This is a genomic window from Lysobacter sp. GQ73, assembly GCF_059758755.1.
The window spans coordinates 1,000,423-1,016,110 of the sequence record NZ_JCAXEE010000001.1; the positions used below are offsets into that span (position 1 = coordinate 1,000,423).

Below are 15,688 nucleotides of genomic sequence, written 5' to 3' on the forward strand. Positions count from 1 at the left end.
GCGCAGGCCGATCGGACGCGTCCGCGGCGACGCTGTGTTGCGCCGCCGTCAGTACGGCAGGACGTCCATTACCGCGCCCTCGGTCAGGCTCTGCGCCCCTTCGGCCACCACCATCAGGGCGTCCGAATCGGCTGCGGCGCGCAGCCGGTGCGAACCGGTGGCCGGATTCGGGTCGACCCGCAGCACCCCCTCGTCGTCGCTGAACAAACGCGCGCGGATGAATTCGCGCCGCGGATGGGTCTTGTCGATCGAGCCGACCAGGCGCGCGCGGAACCGCGGGCGCGCCTCGCTGCGGCCCTGCAGGCCGTCGATCAGGGCGCGACCGAAGGTCATGTAGGTCGCCATCACCGAGACCGGATTGCCCGGCAGCCCCAGCATCCGCGCCTGGTCCATGCTGCCGAACAGCAACGGCATGCCCGGGCGCATCTTCACCTTCCACAGGTGGATCCGGCCGAACTCGCGCAGCACCGCCGGGATGTGGTCCTTTTCGCCGGCCGAGACCGCGCCGCAGGTGAACACCAGGTCGAAGGCGCAGGCGGCGTCGCGCAGGGCGATCTCGACCTGCTTCGGGTCGTCGGGCAGGCGCGGCCACGCGGTCGGTTCCAGACCGTCGGCGCGCAGCAGCCCCATCAACAGGTCGCGATTGCTGTCGTAGATCTGCCCCGGCTGCAGGCTCATGCCGGGCTCGACCAGTTCGTCGCCGCTGGTGAACACCGCCACGGTCGGTTTGCGCCGAACACGCAACGAAGACAGGCCAAGCGAGGCCGCCAGCGACACCCGCGCCGGAGTCAGCAACTGCCCGGCCTGCAGGACCCGCTCGCCCTCGCGCACGTCTTCGCCGGCATAGCGCACGTTCTGGCCGAGCGCGGTGCGCGGCGCGCTGACGCGCTCGCCGTCGACGGCGACGTTCTCCTTGATCGCGACCGTGTCGGCGCCGGCCGGCAGCGGCGCACCGGTGGTGATGCGCACGCACTCGCCGGCGCCGAGCGACCAGCCGCCGTCGAGGCCGGCGAACTGCTCGCCGATCAGCCTCAGTACGGTCGGCTCGCCGGCCTGGTCGCCAGCCTGGTCGGCATGGCGGAAGGCGAAGCCGTCCATCGCGCTGTTGTCGAACGGCGGCAACGACAGCGGCGCATCGACGTCGTCGGCGAGCACGCGGCCGTGGCAGCGCGACAAGGCCATGGTTTCGGCTTCGAGCCGGTGCGCGGCGGCCACTTGGGCGACGATCGCCATCGCTTCGTCGAACAACAGGCCGGTCGGAAAGTCGCTTACAGGAGCATCGCTCATGGGGGCATCGCTCATGGGGGGCATCGCTCGCAGAGGGGGCGGATCAGCGGCCCGGCGCGTCGTCGGCGACGAAGCCGTGGGCCAGCAGATCCTCGGGGCGGTTGAGGTTGCCGAAGCGTAGGCCATCGAGCCGCGCCGCGGCCATGCCGAGTCCGGCCTGCAGTTCGCGCACCGCCAGGCGCCGGTGCGTCAGGGCCTGGGCCAGGGCCGTGCGCAAGGCGGCCACCGGCCACAGCGCGAACAAAGGCTGCGCGCCGTCGTCGTCGACGGCATAGGCGCCCTGCCCGTCCTGCGCGGCGATCAGCGCCGGCAACAGGCGCTCGTCGAGCGTCACCGCATCGACCGGCAAGGTGAACAACCACGGCGTCGTGCAGGCCGCGGCCAGGGCGTCGAGGCCGCCGAGCGGGCCGAGATCGGGATGGGTATCGGCAACCGCGTGTGCGCCGAGCGGGCGGTACCGTTCCAGGCCGCGATTGGCGCTGACCAGCACCTGCGCGACCCGATCGCGGTAGGCGTGCAGCAGGCGCAGCACCTGCGCTTGACCGTCGCGGTGCAGCCAGGCCTTGTCGAGGCCGCCCAGGCGTGAGGCGCGGCCGCCGGCGAGCAGGCCCAGGCTGAGCTCGGCGCGTGTGCACTGCATGGCCTGTCCTCGCTTGTCTTGGGTGCTTCCTCTCGCGGGCCGCCGCCGCGGCTCGAGTTACTTGCCGCGCTTGACGCGGCGGATCAGGCGCTTCTTCTTCGCCACCTGGCGTTCAGTCAGCACGTTCTTCTTGCCTTCGTAAGGGTTGCTGCTGTCCTTGAAGACGAAGCGGATCGGAGTGCCGACCAGCTTGAAGCGCTTGCGGAAGAAATTTTCCAGATAGCGCTTGTAGGTATCGCCGAGCGTGCGCAGACGGGTGCCGTGGACGACGAAGGTCGGCGGATTGAGCCCGGCCGGATGAGCGAAGCGCAGCTTGGCCACGTGCCCGCGCACCACCGGCGGCGGGTTGGTCTCGTAGGCCACTTCCATGGCCTTGGTGACTTCGCTGGTGCCGATCTCGGTGGTCGCCGAGGCGTGAGCGCGGTGGATCGCGCTGAACAGCTCGCGCAGGCCGGAGCCGTGCTTGGCGCTGATCCGCACCTTTTCGGCCCATTCGACGAACGCCAGCTTGCGCATCAGCAGGTTTTCGGTCTGCTGGCGCTGGTATTCGGTCTGCCCGTCCCACTTGTTGACCGCGACCACGAGGGCGCGGCCGGAGTCGAGCGCATAGCCCAGCACGCTGGCGTCCTGGTCGGTCACGCCTTCGCCGGCGTCGAGCATGACCACCGCGACCTGGCAGTTCTCGATCGCCTGCAGGGTCTTGATGATCGAGAACTTCTCGACCGCTTCCTCGACCTTGGACTTGCGGCGCACGCCGGCGGTATCGACCAGGCGATACAGGCGGCCGTCTCGTTCCATGTCGACCGCGACCGAGTCGCGCGTGGTGCCCGGCACTTCCGAGGCGATCATGCGTTCTTCGCCGAGCAGGCGATTGACCAGGGTCGACTTGCCGACGTTCGGGCGGCCGATGAAGGCCACGCGCACCCGCGCGGGGTCGTTGTCGAGTTCGCTGGTGGTGCCCTCTTCGGGCAGGCGCGCGAACACTTCGGCGAGCAGTTCGTCGATGCCCTGGCGGTGCGCGGACGACACCGCGACCGCATCGCGGATGCCGTAGCGGGCGAAGTCGTTGACCGCGGCGCGCGCGTCGAGGCCGTCGGTCTTGTTGACCACCAGCAAGGTCGGTCGCGCGGTCTTGCGCAGCCAGGCCAGGATCTCGTCGTCGAGCGCCGAAGCGCCTTCGCGACCGTCGACCAGGAACAGCACCAGGTCGGCTTCCTCGGCGGCGGCGCGGGCCTGGCGCGCGGTCGCGCCGGCCAGCCCCTCGTCCTCTCCGGCGATGCCGCCGGTGTCCACGACCGCGAACGGGCGCTGGCCTTCGGGCCGGCACACGCCGTAGTGACGATCGCGGGTGACGCCGGGCTCGTCGTGGACGAGCGCGTCGCGGCTGCGCGTGAGCGCATTGAATAGAGTGGATTTTCCGACGTTGGGGCGGCCAACGAGGGCGACTAAGGGAAGCATGATGTGAAGCCGGGAATGAGGAATGGGGAGTGGGAATCGAAGGCGCGCGGCTGCAGGCAGCGGCGTCGGGCCCGGGAATCCATCGGCGCGGGGCTGCCGAAACAGGCGCCATAGTGCCAGAGCGGACGCGAAGACGCTTTCGCACGGCCGCCGGCCGGGCCGGTCGAGGCGCCGGGCACAGGCACCGGACGCTCGGATTCGGCATCGATCAAACGAGCGGCCCGGCACGGCTTGCGCCGCCCGGGCCGCGATTAGTGCCGAAAACGGGGCCGGGCTGGGCCCGGACTCCCGAATCCCGGTCTTATTGCAGCTTGAACGCGGTCAGTTCGCCTTCGACGTTCTGCACGATCAGCACGCCATCGGCGACCACCGGGGCGGCGCGCAGCAGCTTGCCGCCGACCCGCGCACGCGCGGCGAATTCGCCGTTGTCGAGCTTGAGCCAGTGCACGTAGCCGTCGAAATCGCCGACCACGGCGTAATCGCCGTGCACCGCCGCGCCGGTCAGGCTGCGGCGCGCCAGGCCGGGCTGCTGCCACAGGGCGCTGCCGCTGGCCTTGTCGAGGCCGAACACCAGCCCGGTCGGATCGCTGACGACCAGACGGTCGCTGGCGACGCCGAGGCGGCCGACGCCGCCGTGCTCGCTGACCCACATCGGCCGGCCGCTCGGGGCGTCGATCGCGATGGTCTGCTTCTTGAAGCTGCTGGCGTACAGGGTGGTGCCTTCCAGCACCGGAGTGCCGTCGACATCGGCCATGCGGTCGAGTTCGCTGCGGCCTTCCGGCTGTGCGACCGGCAGGTCCCAGGTCGGACGGCCGTCGCTCGCCGACAGTGCGTTGACCGTGCCGTCGTCGTTGCCGACGAACAGGAAGCCCGGGCCGAGGGTCGGCGAGCCGTTGCCGCGCACGGTCAGCATCGGCACCTCGTGCACCCAGAACCAGCGGCGCTCGCCGCTGGCGGCGTCGAACGCGGTGACGCGGCCGTCGTTGGAACGCACGAACACCATGCCCAGGCCGATGGACGGCGCGGCGATGACTTCGTTGGACACCTTCGCGGTCCACTTCTGTGCGCCGGTGGCCGCGTCGAGCGCGATCACTTCGCCGTCGAGCCCGCCGATCACGACCAGACCGTCGCCCGCGCCCGGACCGCCGGACAGACGGATCTCTTTGTCCTTCTTGTCCTTGTCGGTGCGCATGGGCTGGAAGTGCCAGACCTGCTTGCCGGTCTGCAGATCGTAGGCATACACGCCGCCCTTGACCGCCGCGGCGTAGACGCGGCCGTCGGCCACCGCCGGACCCTGGCGAATGCCGATGCGCTCCTCGCCCTTGCCGGCGTTGACCGACCAGATCTTGTCGACCTTGACGCTCGGGGTGATATCGGTGAGCTCGGTCGGCTCGTTGGGCTTGCCGTCGTCCTTCTTGCCGCCGCCGAACCAACCCTTGATGGTCGTGCAACCGCTGAGCGCGAACGCGCACAGCACGATCGCGGCGGTGTTGCGGACGGCGGGGCGGCCGGAGAACCTGTTTTCAGCGGACTTCATCAAGACTTGGCCTCGGGCTTGGCCGGCGTGCCGCCGGCTTCGGTGAGCTTGAGTTCGAGCAGACGGCGACGCGGCGAGGCCTCGTCGAGCTTGCCGAGCGCGGTGCCGTAATCGGCCCGGGCGAGATCGGACTTGCCGAGCGCGAAGTGGGCGTCGCCGCGCACCTCGATCGCCATCGGCGTGGTCGACTTGTCGAGCAACTTGATCGCTTCGGCCGGCTGCTTGGCGTCGATCAGCAAGCGCGCCAGGCGCTGCTTGACGATCTCGGCGATGGCCGCGTCCTCGGTCTTGATCCCGCGCAGGGTGGCGATCGCGGCGTCGCGCTGGTCGGCATCGACCTGCGACTTGGCCAGGTCGAGCTGGGCCAGGGTCTGGTACATGCCCGGGGGCAGCGCCTTGACCTTGGCCGCGGCGGCCTTGTCCTTCGCCTGCACCGCATCCACCGCGGCCTGGAACTCGGCGGCGGCCTTGCCGTGGGTTTCGAGCTGGTGGTTGCCCCACCACTTCCAGCCGCCGATCGCGGCCAGACCGAGGGCGATGCCGCCGATCAGGCCGGCACCGTTGCTGCGCAACCAGGCCAGCACCCGTTCGCTTTGTTCGTGTTCGTCGAGCAGATCGTCTATCGCCATGAGTACGCCGTAGGCCGCCGTGCTAGGTCCTCGCCCGCGAGGGCGAAGCCGAAGTCAATGAGGACCGGCCCGCAACGCGGGCCGGTGATGGTCGCGAACCCGCAGCGCGGATCAATAAGACGCTGGCGCGAGGGAACCGTCAGAGGATAGCGTAAAGCGGGCCACGCTTCCGCGGCTGAACGGCGCCAGATCGACCGACTCGCCGGTCTTGCGGACTTCCACGCCGGAGGCATTGCCGAGCTTGACGTAGCCGACTTCGCCGAGGTTGTAGCTGCGGGTCTGGCCGGGCTGGACGGTGCCCTCGTCGAGCACCTGGCCGTCGGTCCCGCGCACTTGCATCCAGCTTTCGCCGGTGAAATTCAGGGTCAGGGTCTTGCTGGTCTGGATCTGCGACAGCGCCGGCGCCATCGAGGCGACCAGAGGCGTGCGCTGCGGCGGCGTGGCCGTCGCGGTGGCCGAGCGTGCCGCCTGGGCCGCGCCGTGCTCGGCGGCGGGCAAGTTTGCCGGCATTTCCAGCGATTGCACGTTGACGCTGTTGCTCAGGTGCGGCCGCGTCGCCAGGACTACCGGCACCGCGATCGCCGCGGTCATCACGATGTAGATGGCGCGGCGGGTGGTCTGTTCGAACACGCGGCGATAGCGCGGCGTGTGGGTGTGGCTGATCAGTTCGGACGGCGCGGTCGAGGCCAGCGGCGTACCGCTGAGCTGGGCTTCCAGGTCGATGCCGACCAGGCGCGCATAGCTGCGCAACTGGCCGCGCACGAAGACCGGCGCGCCGGTGCTCGCGGTGTCGTCGTTTTCCAGCGATTGGACCACCCGCGACGGCATTTTCAGCCGTGCCGCGACGTCTTCGATGGACAGCCCCGCCGCCTCGCGGGCCTGTTTCAGACGCGCGCCACAGCTTCCGCCGCCTTCAGGCGCGAATTCGTTCGACTGCATCTTCACCTACCGCCATCCCCCGTTCCGGAGCCCTGCGCGTCAGGGAACTCCGCCCTCATTCGCTGAACGTATCTTGCGGCGGCAGCCGTGTCGCCGAGTTTTTGTTCGATCTGTGACGCAGTCATCAGCGCTTCAGCTGTGATTGGCTCAACGGCCAGCCGGCGTTCAGAAAAGGCCCTCGCCTCGAAGGCATTGCCCAGGCGCAGCTGCCGCTTGGCCATCGCGCTCAGCGCCATGGCGTTGATCGGATCGAGCTTCAGTGCCAGGCGCAGGTCGCGATCGGCGCGTTCGCCCTGCCCGAGCTTGTCGGCGCAGGCGCCGCTGTTGGCCAGGGCCACCGCCGGGGTGCCGTAGCGCGGGTCGGTCAGGGCCTTGTCGAACCAGCTCATCGCCTCGCTGGCGCGGTTGTTCGCGCACAGCCAGACGCCGTAGTTGTTGAGTGCGGCGCCGCGGTCGGGCGCCAGTTCGGCGGCCTTGCGGTAGTGGGCGCCGGCCTGGGCGTCGTTGCCCTCCTGCTCGGCCATCACCGCCAGCAGGCTGTAGGCCTCGGCCGATTTCGGATCGAACTGCAGGGCCTGCTTGATCTCGGAGCGGGCCTTGTCGCGGTCGCCCGCGATCAGGTGGCTCTGCGCGGACTGGATCCGGCCCAGCGCGCTGGCCTCGCCGCCCGAGCGGCCGCGCTTGTCGCCGACATCGTATTCCACCGCCGTCTGCTTGAAGCCTTTGCGCTCCATGTTCGGACGGATGAAGCTGAGCCGGTTGCAGGCGCTGGCCGCCAGCACCACCACAGTCAGCAGGGCGATGCCGCGCAAGGCGCGAAGGCGCGGTGCGGTGGGACAAGGGTTCGACGCGGTGGCGCGCAGGAACTCAGGCAGCCGCATCGCCGACATCCTGGTCGAGGCCCTGGGCTTGCAGTTGCTTGCGGAACTCGGCCTGGCGCCGGGTCCGGTCCATGACCTGGCCCTTGAGCTGGCCGCAGGCCGCGTCGATGTCGTCGCCGCGGGTGCGGCGCACCGGCGCGATCATGCCGGCGTCGTTGAGCAGTTTCTGGAACGCGCGGATCGCGGCCTCGTCCGGGCGCTCGAAGCGGGTGCCCGGGAACGGGTTGAACGGAATCAGGTTGACCTTGGCGGCGTCCTTCATCTGTACCGCGTTGTCGAACTGGCGCAGCAGGCGGACCAGCTGGCGCGCGTGGGTCGGCTGATCGTTGATGCCCTTCATCAGGGTGTACTCGAAGGTCACCGAAGTGCCGCGCTTGCGCAGCGCGTAGCGCACGCAGGATTCCATCAGTTGCTCGATCGGGTACTTCTTGTTGAGCGGCACCAGCTCGCTGCGCAGTTCGTCGTTCGGCGCATGCAGCGACACCGCCAGCGAAACGTCGCTGACCTCGCCGAGCTTGTCGATCATCGGCACCATGCCGGCGGTCGACAGGGTCACCCGCTTGTTGGCCAGGCCGTAGCCGAGGTCGTCGCGCATGATGCTCATCGCGCGCACGACGTTGTCGAAATTCATCAGCGGCTCGCCCATGCCCATCATCACCACGTTGGTGAGTTTGCGCTGCTGGTGCGGGACGTTGCCGAGATGGCGCGCCGCCACCCAGACCTGACCGATGATCTCGGCGGTCGACAGGTTGCGGTTGAAGCCCTGGGTCGCGGTCGAGCAGAACTGGCAGTTCAGCGCGCAGCCGACCTGCGAGGACACGCACAGCGTGCCGCGGCCCTTGTCGGGAATGTAGACCGCCTCGATCGCGTTCTTCGCGTCCATGCCGAGCAGCCACTTGTGGGTGCCGTCGGTGGAGGGCTTGTCGTACACGACCATCGGCGCCCGCACTTGCGCATGCGCCTCGAGCTTGGCGCGCAGCACCTTGCCCAGGTCGGTCATGTCGTGGAAATCGGTGACGTAGCGGTGATGGATCCACTTCATCACCTGGTGCGCGCGGTAGCGCTTTTCGCCCAGCGTCTGCTCGAAGAAGTCCTCGAGCTGCACGCGGTCGAAGTCGAACAGGTTGGTCTTGCCGTTGTCGGGCACGACGGCGCCGGCCGAAGCCGGCGCCGCCGCATTGCCGACCAGCACGGCCGGTATCGCGTTCGATACCGGCGCGCCGGCGACATCCGTGCGCGCGGCAGCGGATTCCCTCGCCTGCTCGCTGGCGGCTGCGGGAAGATCGTTTGCGTTGTCGCGGATGTCGTTCACTGCAGTGCTCTAAGTTTTTCGCTTAGCGCGCGTAGACGTCGGTGGCCGGGAAGAAATACGCGATTTCGATCGCGGCGTTCTCCAGGCTGTCCGAACCGTGCACGGCGTTGGCGTCGATGCTGTCGGCGAAGTCGGCGCGGATCGTGCCCGGCGCTGCGTCCTTCGGATTGGTGGCGCCCATCAGGTCGCGGTGCTTGAGCACGGCGTTTTCGCCCTGCAGCGCCTGGATCATCACCGGGCCGCTGATCATGAACTCGACCAGGGCGGCGAAGAACGGACGCTCGCGGTGCACGGCGTAGAAACCTTCGGCTTCCTGCTTCGAGAGGTGCTTCATCTTGGCGGCGACGACCTTCAGGCCGGCCTTCTCGAAACGGGTGTAGATCTCGCCGACCACGTTCTTGGCAACGGCGTCGGGCTTGATGATGGACAGGGTGCGCTCCAGCGCCATGGAAAGTCTCCGGGTAGGCGGGCCGCTTTACGGTCGGCCCGAGAATAACAGAAAACCCGCGACGGGACGCGGGTTTAGCCGATATGGCTGCGGTAATTCTAACGGAATAATCACTTGGTTTACATCCACGCCGAGCGTTCCGCCGGCCGGCCGGCGCGCGGCGGCGGAACCGAGATTGACGATTCCCGGGTCCCGGACTAGCATCAAACAAGCGTTTGATTCAGGCCGTCGCGACGGTCGTCCAGGAGTAGCCCGCGCCCCATGACCACGACCGCCCATTTTTCGACCAAGGACCGCATTCTCGGCGCCGCCGAGGAGTTGTTCGCCCAGTTCGGCTTCACCGGCACCTCGCTGCGTCAGGTCACCAGCCGCGCCGACGTCAACATCGCCGCGGTCAATTACCACTTCGGCAGCAAGGAAAACCTCGTCAACGAGGTGTTCCGCCGGCGCATGGACGAGATGACCGAGCAGCGCATGGGCGCGCTCAAGACCGCGGTCGAACGCCACCCCGGCGAGCTCGAACCGATCCTGGCCGCCTTCGTCGAGCCCGCGCTGGCGCTGGCCCAGGACCGCAACGGCGGCGGCGCCTTCGTGCGGGTGATCGCCCGCGCCTACGCCGAGAAGAACGACAGCCTGCGCAAGTTCCTGTCCGACCACTACGGCCATGTCCTGCGCGAATTCGCCAAGGCCATCGCCGGCGCCGTGCCGAGCCTCAGCAAGGAGGAGCTGTACTGGCGCCTGGACTTCCTGGCCGGTTCGCTGACCTATGCCATGGCCGATTTCGGCCTGATCAAGCGACCGGCCGGTGTCACCGAAGCGGCGCACCGTGAACGCGCGGCCCGCGAACTGATCCGTTTCGCCGCCGCCGGCTTCAAGAGCTGAGCGGCGCCAGATGCCGGCCCCGGCGGGGACCGGCATCGCCGGACGGCCCAGCGCCGCCGGTTCTGCTCTGGATTCCCTCTGGACTCCCGCCCTCTCCCCTCGCCCACATCCAAGATTTCTGTTTTCTTCAAGGAGTTGTAGACGATGTCTAAGCAATTGCTTGTCCGCCGTGCCGCGGTCCTCGGGGCCGGCGTCATGGGCGCCCAGATCGCCGCGCACCTGACCAACGCCGGTGTCGACACGGTGTTGTTCGACCTGGCCGCGAAGGAAGGCGACCCCAACGGTATCGTCAACAAGGCCATCGCCAACTTGGCCAAGCTGAGCCCGGCGCCGCTGGCCAGCAAGACCCTGGCCGAGCGCCTGACCGCCGCCAATTACGACACCGGCCTGGAACAGCTGCGCGGTTGCGACCTGGTCATCGAGGCCATCGCCGAGCGCATGGACTGGAAGCAGGACCTGTACAAGAAGATCGCCGACTACGTGCCCGACCACGCCGTACTGGCCTCCAACACCTCGGGCCTGGGCATCAACAAGCTCGCCGAAGTGCTGCCCGAGCAACTGCGCCACCGCTTCCTCGGCGTGCATTTCTTCAATCCGCCGCGCTACATGCACCTGGCCGAGCTGATCCCGGCCAAGACCACCGACGCGGCGGTGCTGGAAGGCCTGGAAACCTTCCTGACCACCACCCTCGGCAAGGGCGTGGTGATCGCCAAGGACACCCCGAACTTCATCGGCAACCGCATCGGCGTGTTTTCGATGCTGGCCGCCATGCACCACACCGAGCAGTTCGGCCTGGGCTTCGACACCGTCGACGCGCTGACCGGCCCGGCGATCGGCCGGCCGAAGTCGGCGACCTTCCGCACCGCCGACGTGGTCGGCCTGGACACCATGGCCCACGTCATCAAGACCATGGCCGACACCCTGCCCGACGACCCGTGGCATTCCTACTTCCAGGCGCCGAAGTGGCTGTCGGCCCTGATCGGCAAGGGCGCGCTCGGCCAGAAGACCGGCGCCGGCGTGTACACCAAGCGCGGCAAGGACATCCTCGTGCTCGATCTGAAGGCGCAGGATTACCGCGCCTCGGCCGGCGAGCTCGATGCCGACATCGCCGCGCTGCTCAAGGAAAAGGACCCGGCCAAGAAGTTCGCCGCGCTGCGCGCCAGCGAGCATCCGCAGGCGCAGTTCCTGTGGGCGGTGTTCCGCGACAGCTTCCATTACAGCGCATTCCACCTGGAAACCATCGCCGACACCGCGCGCGACGTCGATTTCGCCATGCGCTGGGGCTACGGCTGGTCGCTCGGCCCGTTCGAGACCTGGCAGGCCGCCGGCTGGAAGCAGGTCGCCGACTGGATCGCCGAGGACATCGTCGCCGGCAAGGCCATGGCCAGCGCGCCGCTGCCGAACTGGGTGTTCGACGGCCGCGAAGGCGTGCACGGCAAGGACGGCAGCTACAGCCCGGGCCGCAACGCCCAGGTGCCGCGCTCGTCGAATCCGGTGTATGCGCGCCAGCGCTTCCCCGACGCGCTGCTCGGCGAGCGCTTCTCGCAGGGCCAGACCGTGTTCGAGAACGACGGCATCCGCCTGTGGGCCGACGACGGCGACGACATCGCGGTGATCAGCTTCAAGACCAAGATGCACACGGTCAACGACCACGTGCTCAACGGCATCCAGGAAGCCATCGCCATCGCCGAGCAGAAGTTCAAGGGCGTGGTGATCTGGCAGCCGAAGGAGCCCTTCTCGGCCGGCGCCGACCTGTCCGGCGCGCTGGGCCTGCTGCAGGCCGGCGACCTCAAGGGCTTCGAGGCGATGGTCGCCAACTTCCAGGCCACCAGCCAGCGCATCAAGTATTCGCTGGTGCCGGTGGTCGCGGCGGTGCGCGGGCTCGCGCTCGGCGGCGGCTGCGAGTTCCAGATGCATTCGGCGCGCACGGTGTTCGCGCTGGAAAGCTATATCGGCCTGGTCGAGGCCGGCGTCGGCCTGCTACCGGCCGGCGGCGGCCTGAAGGAGTTCGCGGTGCGCGCCTCCGACGCGGCCGGTCCGGGCGGCGACGTGTTCGCCGAACTCAAGACCGCGTTCGAGAGCGTGGCGATGGCCAAGGTCTCGACCTCGGCGTTCGAGGCGCGCGAGCTCAAGCTCGCCCGCGACGGCGACCGCGTCGTGTTCAACGCCTTCGAGCTGCTGCACGTGGCCAAGGCGCAGGCGCGCGCGCTGGCCGAAAGCGGTTACCGCCCGCCCCTGCCCGGCCGCCGCATCCAGGTCGCCGGCGACGTCGGCATCGCCACCTTCAAGATGCTGCTGGTCAACATGCTCGAAGGCCGCTTCATCTCGCCGCACGACTACGAGATCGCCAGCCGCATCGCCACGGTGATCTGCGGCGGCGAAGTCGACCGCGGCGCGCTGGTCGACGAGGAATGGCTGCTCAAGCTCGAACGCGAGCATTTCGTCGCCCTGGCGCAGATGCCCAAGACCCAGGAGCGCATCGCCCACATGCTCAAGACCGGCAAGCCGTTGAGGAACTGAGATTGGCGATTCGAGATTCGGGATTCGCGCAAGCGGGTCCCGAATCCTCTCCCCTAATCCCGAATCCCTAATCCCGAATCCCGCTTTCGGAGAAAGCACATGAAACAAGTTCAAGAAGCCTACATCGTCGCCGCCACCCGTACCCCGGTCGGCAAGGCCCCGCGCGGTGTGTTCCGCAACACCCGTCCCGACGACATGCTCGCGCACGTGCTCAAGTCGGTGATCGCGCAGGCGCCGGGCATCGACGTCAACCGCATCGACGACGCGATCATCGGCTGCGCCATGCCCGAGGGCGAGCAAGGCATGAACGTGGCGCGCATCGGCGTGCTGCTGGCCGGCCTGCCCAACACCATCGCCGCGCAGACCATCAACCGCTTCTGCTCTTCCGGCCTGCAGGCGGTCGCGCTGGCGGCCAACGAAATCCGCCTCGGCAACGCCGACCTGATGCTGGCCGGCGGCACCGAGTCGATGTCGATGGTGCCGATGATGGGCAACAAGGTCGCGCTGTCGCCGTCGGTGTTCAACGACGACCACGTCGCCATCGCCTACGGCATGGGCATCACCGCCGAAAAGGTCGCCGAGGAGTGGAAGATCTCGCGCGAAGACCAGGACGCGTTCGCGCTGGCCTCGCACCAGAAAGCCATCGCCGCAATCCAGGCCGGCGAGTTCAAGAGCGAGATCAGCCCGCTCGAAGTCGTCTCGCGCGTACCGGACCTGTCGGGCAACACGATCAAGTTGCGCAAGAGCCTGGTCGAACTCGACGAGGGCCCGCGTCCGGACGCTTCGCTGGAAGCGCTGGCCAAGCTCAAGCCGGTGTTCCGCAACGGCCAGTTCGGCGGCAGCGTCACCGCCGGCACCAGCTCGCAGATGAGCGACGGCGCCGCCGCGGTGTTGCTGGCCTCCGGGCAGGCGGTCAAGGACTACGGCCTGACTCCGCTCGCCCGCTTCGTCAGCTTCTCGGTCGCCGGCGTGCGTCCGGAAGTGATGGGCATCGGCCCGATCGCCGCGATTCCTAAGGCGCTCAAGCAGGCCGGCCTGACCAAGGACCAGATCGACTGGATCGAACTCAACGAAGCCTTCGCCGCGCAGGCCCTGGCGGTGATCCGCGACAGCGATCTCGACCCGTCCAAGGTCAACCCGCTCGGCGGCGCGATCGCGCTCGGCCACCCGCTCGGCGCGACCGGCGCGGTGCGTACCGCGACGATCGTCCACGGCTTGCAGCGCCGCAAGCAGAAGTACGGCCTGGTGACGATGTGCATCGGCACCGGCATGGGCGCGGCCGGCGTGTTCGAGTCGCTGTAAGCCACGCCCCCCGGCTGGCCGGGAGGTTCGCGATGCATCGAAGGCGACCGGCTTCCGGTCGCCTTCGTCGTTCAAGACCAACGGCGGAACTGCGACAGCGCCATCGCAGCGACGGCGCGGGCCACGGTTCGCTGCCGCGGCCTGCGCCGCTCTGCCCTCGAACGCAGATCCGTTACGCCGACCTCAGGCCAGACGCGTTCCGTTCGGCACCGGCCGCTCGAGGGCGGTGATCACCACGCCCTGCTCGGTCGGGAAACCGGTCAACAGGAACTCGGACACGAACGGCCCGATCTGCTTCGGTGGGAAATTGATCACCCCGACGATCTGCCGCCCGACCAGGTCCTCGGCCGAATACAGATCGCGAATCTGTGCGCTGGTCTTGCGCAGGCCGTGCGGGCCGAAATCGACCCACAGCTTCCAGGCCGGCTTGCGCGCCTGCGGAAACTCCTCGACCCGGGTCACGGTGCCGGCGCAGATCACGACTTTCTCGAAGTCGCTCCATGCGATCAATCCGGCCTGACTGTTATCGGTATCGCTCATCCTGCCCTTCCCTCTGTGCGTTCTTTGCAGGCGTCCTTGAGTTGCGCCCAGGTGTAGCTCAGCTGCGCCGCCAGCAGGCCGGCGGGTTTCATCGCCGAAACCAGGCCGTAGTCGGACAGCTCGCGCCAGCCCTCGTCGCCTCGGGCGATCGCCGCCGCGACGGTTTCGCCGGCGAAGGTGGTCGGCGCGACGCCGTGCCCGCCGAAGGCCTGGGCCAGCCACAGGCCCTCGCCGATCCGGCCGATCTGCGGCATCTGATGGCGCGCATAACTCATCAGGCCCGACCAGGCGTAATCGACCCGGACGCCGGCCAGTTGCGGAAACACCTTGAGCAGGTCGCGATAGAGCAAGCGCTTGACCGCCTGCGGCGAGCGGTCCAGCACCGAGATGCGTCCGCCCCAGAGCAGGCGCGTGTCCGGCAGCGGCCGATAATAGTCGAAGGCGAAACGTGTGTCGTAGACCGCGGCGCGCGTGCGCAGGGCCTCGTCGAGCCGCTCGCCGAGCGGCTCGGTCACCATGACGTAAGTCGCGATCGGCATCACCCCGGCATCGACCTCGCGGCGCAGCCCGGCCAGGTAACCGCCGCAGGCGAGCACGACCTGTTCGGCTTCGATCTCGCCGCGCTCGGTCCGGATCCGCCAGGCCGAACCCTGGCGCTCCAGCGCGAGCGCCGGGCTGCGTTCGTGCACGGCGACGCCGCGGCTTTCGGCCAGCGCCGCCAGCCCATGCGCGTACTTGAGCGGATGAAAATGCAGGGCCTGCGGTTCGAACAGGGCCTCGTGATAGCGCTCGCTGCGCACCTGTTCGCGCAAGCGTTCGCGCGACCACCATTGCCAGTCGACGCCGTAGTGTTCGGACAGCAGGGCCTGGCGCGAACGCAGTACTTCGCGGTCGCGAAACCAGTTGGCCCAGATCACCCCGGCCTCGGTGGCGTCGCAGGCGATGCCGTGACGATGGATGCGCGAGCGGATCAGCTCGACCGCGCCGGTGGTGCCGGCGTACAGCGCGCGGGCGCGCTGCGGCCCGAGCTCGCGCAACAAGGCGTCTTCGCCGCGCGAATAACCGCCGAACACGAAGCCGCCGTTGCGGCCGGAAGCGCCGTGGCCGATGGCCTGCGCCTCGATCAGGGTCACCTCGCTCAGGCCGCGCTCGGCCAGTCCCAGGGCGGTATTGAGCCCGGCGAAGCCGCCGCCGATCACGCACACCCGGGTCTGGCGTTTGCCTTCGAACGCCGGCCATGAAGGCTGGCGTTCGATGCTGGCGCGGTAATAACTTTCGGCGGGTATGGACATGAGCGGGTCGCAACGGGTTTG

At 68.5% G+C, this 15,688-nt stretch carries 14 protein-coding genes; 3 read left to right on the plus strand and 11 right to left on the minus strand.

Annotation, left to right across the window (positions count from 1 at the left end; genetic code table 11):
• Positions 1–48 precede the first annotated feature (48 nt).
• The 9 genes from AC6CH2_RS04010 to ndk all read right to left on the minus strand — a co-directional run bounded on the left by AC6CH2_RS04010 (position 49) and on the right by ndk (position 9,131).
• Positions 49–1,302 carry a molybdopterin molybdotransferase MoeA gene (locus tag AC6CH2_RS04010; protein WP_498268024.1) on the minus strand — a complete coding sequence of 418 codons (1,254 nt, stop codon included), beginning with the start codon at positions 1,300–1,302 and terminating at the stop codon, positions 49–51.
• A 28-nt stretch (positions 1,303–1,330) separates the two neighbouring features.
• On the minus strand, positions 1,331–1,927 hold the full coding sequence (gene mobA / locus AC6CH2_RS04015) for a molybdenum cofactor guanylyltransferase (RefSeq protein WP_498268025.1): 597 nt from the start codon (positions 1,925–1,927) through the stop codon (positions 1,331–1,333).
• Between the two features lie 57 nt (positions 1,928–1,984).
• Complete coding sequence (gene der, locus AC6CH2_RS04020) at positions 1,985–3,385, minus strand: ribosome biogenesis GTPase Der (RefSeq protein ID WP_498268026.1); 1,401 nt, start codon at positions 3,383–3,385, stop codon at positions 1,985–1,987.
• A 301-nt stretch (positions 3,386–3,686) separates the two neighbouring features.
• Positions 3,687–4,922, minus strand: a complete 1,236-nt coding sequence (gene bamB, locus AC6CH2_RS04025; RefSeq protein WP_498268027.1) for an outer membrane protein assembly factor BamB — start codon at positions 4,920–4,922, stop codon at positions 3,687–3,689.
• Positions 4,922–5,551: a YfgM family protein gene (locus AC6CH2_RS04030; protein WP_498268028.1), complete on the minus strand. Its 630-nt coding sequence runs from the start codon at positions 5,549–5,551 to the stop codon at positions 4,922–4,924. The genes bamB and AC6CH2_RS04030 overlap by 1 nt, the downstream gene beginning before the upstream one ends.
• Before the next feature lie 111 nt (positions 5,552–5,662).
• Positions 5,663–6,490 (minus strand): helix-turn-helix domain-containing protein, encoded by an 828-nt coding sequence (locus tag AC6CH2_RS04035; RefSeq protein ID WP_498268209.1) that lies wholly within the window; start codon positions 6,488–6,490, stop codon positions 5,663–5,665.
• A 2-nt stretch (positions 6,491–6,492) separates the two neighbouring features.
• Positions 6,493–7,302, minus strand: a complete 810-nt coding sequence (gene pilW, locus AC6CH2_RS04040) for a type IV pilus biogenesis/stability protein PilW (protein WP_498268029.1) — start codon at positions 7,300–7,302, stop codon at positions 6,493–6,495.
• A gap of 55 nt (positions 7,303–7,357) precedes the next feature.
• Positions 7,358–8,563 carry a dual-specificity RNA methyltransferase RlmN gene (rlmN, locus tag AC6CH2_RS04045; protein ID WP_498268210.1) on the minus strand — a complete coding sequence of 402 codons (1,206 nt, stop codon included), beginning with the start codon at positions 8,561–8,563 and terminating at the stop codon, positions 7,358–7,360.
• A gap of 142 nt (positions 8,564–8,705) precedes the next feature.
• The gene (gene ndk / locus AC6CH2_RS04050) at positions 8,706–9,131 is read right to left on the minus strand and encodes a nucleoside-diphosphate kinase (RefSeq protein WP_332937101.1); all 426 of its coding nucleotides are present in this window, start codon (positions 9,129–9,131) and stop codon (positions 8,706–8,708) included.
• Positions 9,132–9,392: 261 nt separating this feature from the next.
• Between ndk and AC6CH2_RS04055 the strand changes: the two genes are divergently transcribed.
• The 3 genes from AC6CH2_RS04055 to AC6CH2_RS04065 all read left to right on the plus strand — a co-directional run bounded on the left by AC6CH2_RS04055 (position 9,393) and on the right by AC6CH2_RS04065 (position 13,835).
• Positions 9,393–10,013 carry a TetR/AcrR family transcriptional regulator gene (locus AC6CH2_RS04055; protein ID WP_498268030.1) on the plus strand — a complete coding sequence of 207 codons (621 nt, stop codon included), beginning with the start codon at positions 9,393–9,395 and terminating at the stop codon, positions 10,011–10,013.
• Between the two features lie 144 nt (positions 10,014–10,157).
• Positions 10,158–12,533, plus strand: coding sequence for a 3-hydroxyacyl-CoA dehydrogenase/enoyl-CoA hydratase family protein (locus AC6CH2_RS04060; protein ID WP_435394255.1), 2,376 nt, complete (start codon positions 10,158–10,160; stop codon positions 12,531–12,533).
• Positions 12,534–12,632: 99 nt separating this feature from the next.
• Positions 12,633–13,835 (plus strand): acetyl-CoA C-acyltransferase, encoded by a 1,203-nt coding sequence (locus AC6CH2_RS04065; RefSeq protein ID WP_498268031.1) that lies wholly within the window; start codon positions 12,633–12,635, stop codon positions 13,833–13,835.
• A 183-nt stretch (positions 13,836–14,018) separates the two neighbouring features.
• Here AC6CH2_RS04065 and AC6CH2_RS04070 read toward each other — a convergent pair whose 3' ends face one another.
• Together AC6CH2_RS04070 and AC6CH2_RS04075 are read right to left on the minus strand one after the other, a co-directional pair.
• Positions 14,019–14,375: a tRNA-binding protein gene (locus AC6CH2_RS04070; RefSeq protein ID WP_498268032.1), complete on the minus strand. Its 357-nt coding sequence runs from the start codon at positions 14,373–14,375 to the stop codon at positions 14,019–14,021.
• A complete protein-coding gene (locus tag AC6CH2_RS04075) occupies positions 14,372–15,667 on the minus strand; it encodes an NAD(P)/FAD-dependent oxidoreductase (RefSeq protein WP_498268033.1) in 1,296 nt (431 codons plus the stop codon). The genes AC6CH2_RS04070 and AC6CH2_RS04075 overlap by 4 nt, the downstream gene beginning before the upstream one ends.
• Positions 15,668–15,688: the final 21 nt, after the last annotated feature.

Excerpts from the sequence above, each read along its gene's own strand:
- AC6CH2_RS04010 (WP_498268024.1), bottom strand. The coding sequence starts at position 1,302 with ATGAGCGATGCCCCCATGAGCGATGCTCCTGTAAGCGACTTTCCGACC.
- mobA (WP_498268025.1), bottom strand. The coding sequence starts at position 1,927 with ATGCAGTGCACACGCGCCGAGCTCAGCCTGGGCCTGCTCGCCGGCGGC.
- der (WP_498268026.1), bottom strand. The coding sequence starts at position 3,385 with ATGCTTCCCTTAGTCGCCCTCGTTGGCCGCCCCAACGTCGGAAAATCC.
- bamB (WP_498268027.1), bottom strand. The coding sequence starts at position 4,922 with ATGAAGTCCGCTGAAAACAGGTTCTCCGGCCGCCCCGCCGTCCGCAAC.
- AC6CH2_RS04030 (WP_498268028.1), bottom strand. The coding sequence starts at position 5,551 with ATGGCGATAGACGATCTGCTCGACGAACACGAACAAAGCGAACGGGTG.
- AC6CH2_RS04035 (WP_498268209.1), bottom strand. The coding sequence starts at position 6,490 with ATGCAGTCGAACGAATTCGCGCCTGAAGGCGGCGGAAGCTGTGGCGCG.
- ndk (WP_332937101.1), bottom strand. The coding sequence starts at position 9,131 with ATGGCGCTGGAGCGCACCCTGTCCATCATCAAGCCCGACGCCGTTGCC.
- AC6CH2_RS04055 (WP_498268030.1), top strand. The coding sequence starts at position 9,393 with ATGACCACGACCGCCCATTTTTCGACCAAGGACCGCATTCTCGGCGCC.
- AC6CH2_RS04060 (WP_435394255.1), top strand. The coding sequence starts at position 10,158 with ATGTCTAAGCAATTGCTTGTCCGCCGTGCCGCGGTCCTCGGGGCCGGC.
- AC6CH2_RS04065 (WP_498268031.1), top strand. The coding sequence starts at position 12,633 with ATGAAACAAGTTCAAGAAGCCTACATCGTCGCCGCCACCCGTACCCCG.
- AC6CH2_RS04070 (WP_498268032.1), bottom strand. The coding sequence starts at position 14,375 with ATGAGCGATACCGATAACAGTCAGGCCGGATTGATCGCATGGAGCGAC.
- AC6CH2_RS04075 (WP_498268033.1), bottom strand. The coding sequence starts at position 15,667 with ATGTCCATACCCGCCGAAAGTTATTACCGCGCCAGCATCGAACGCCAG.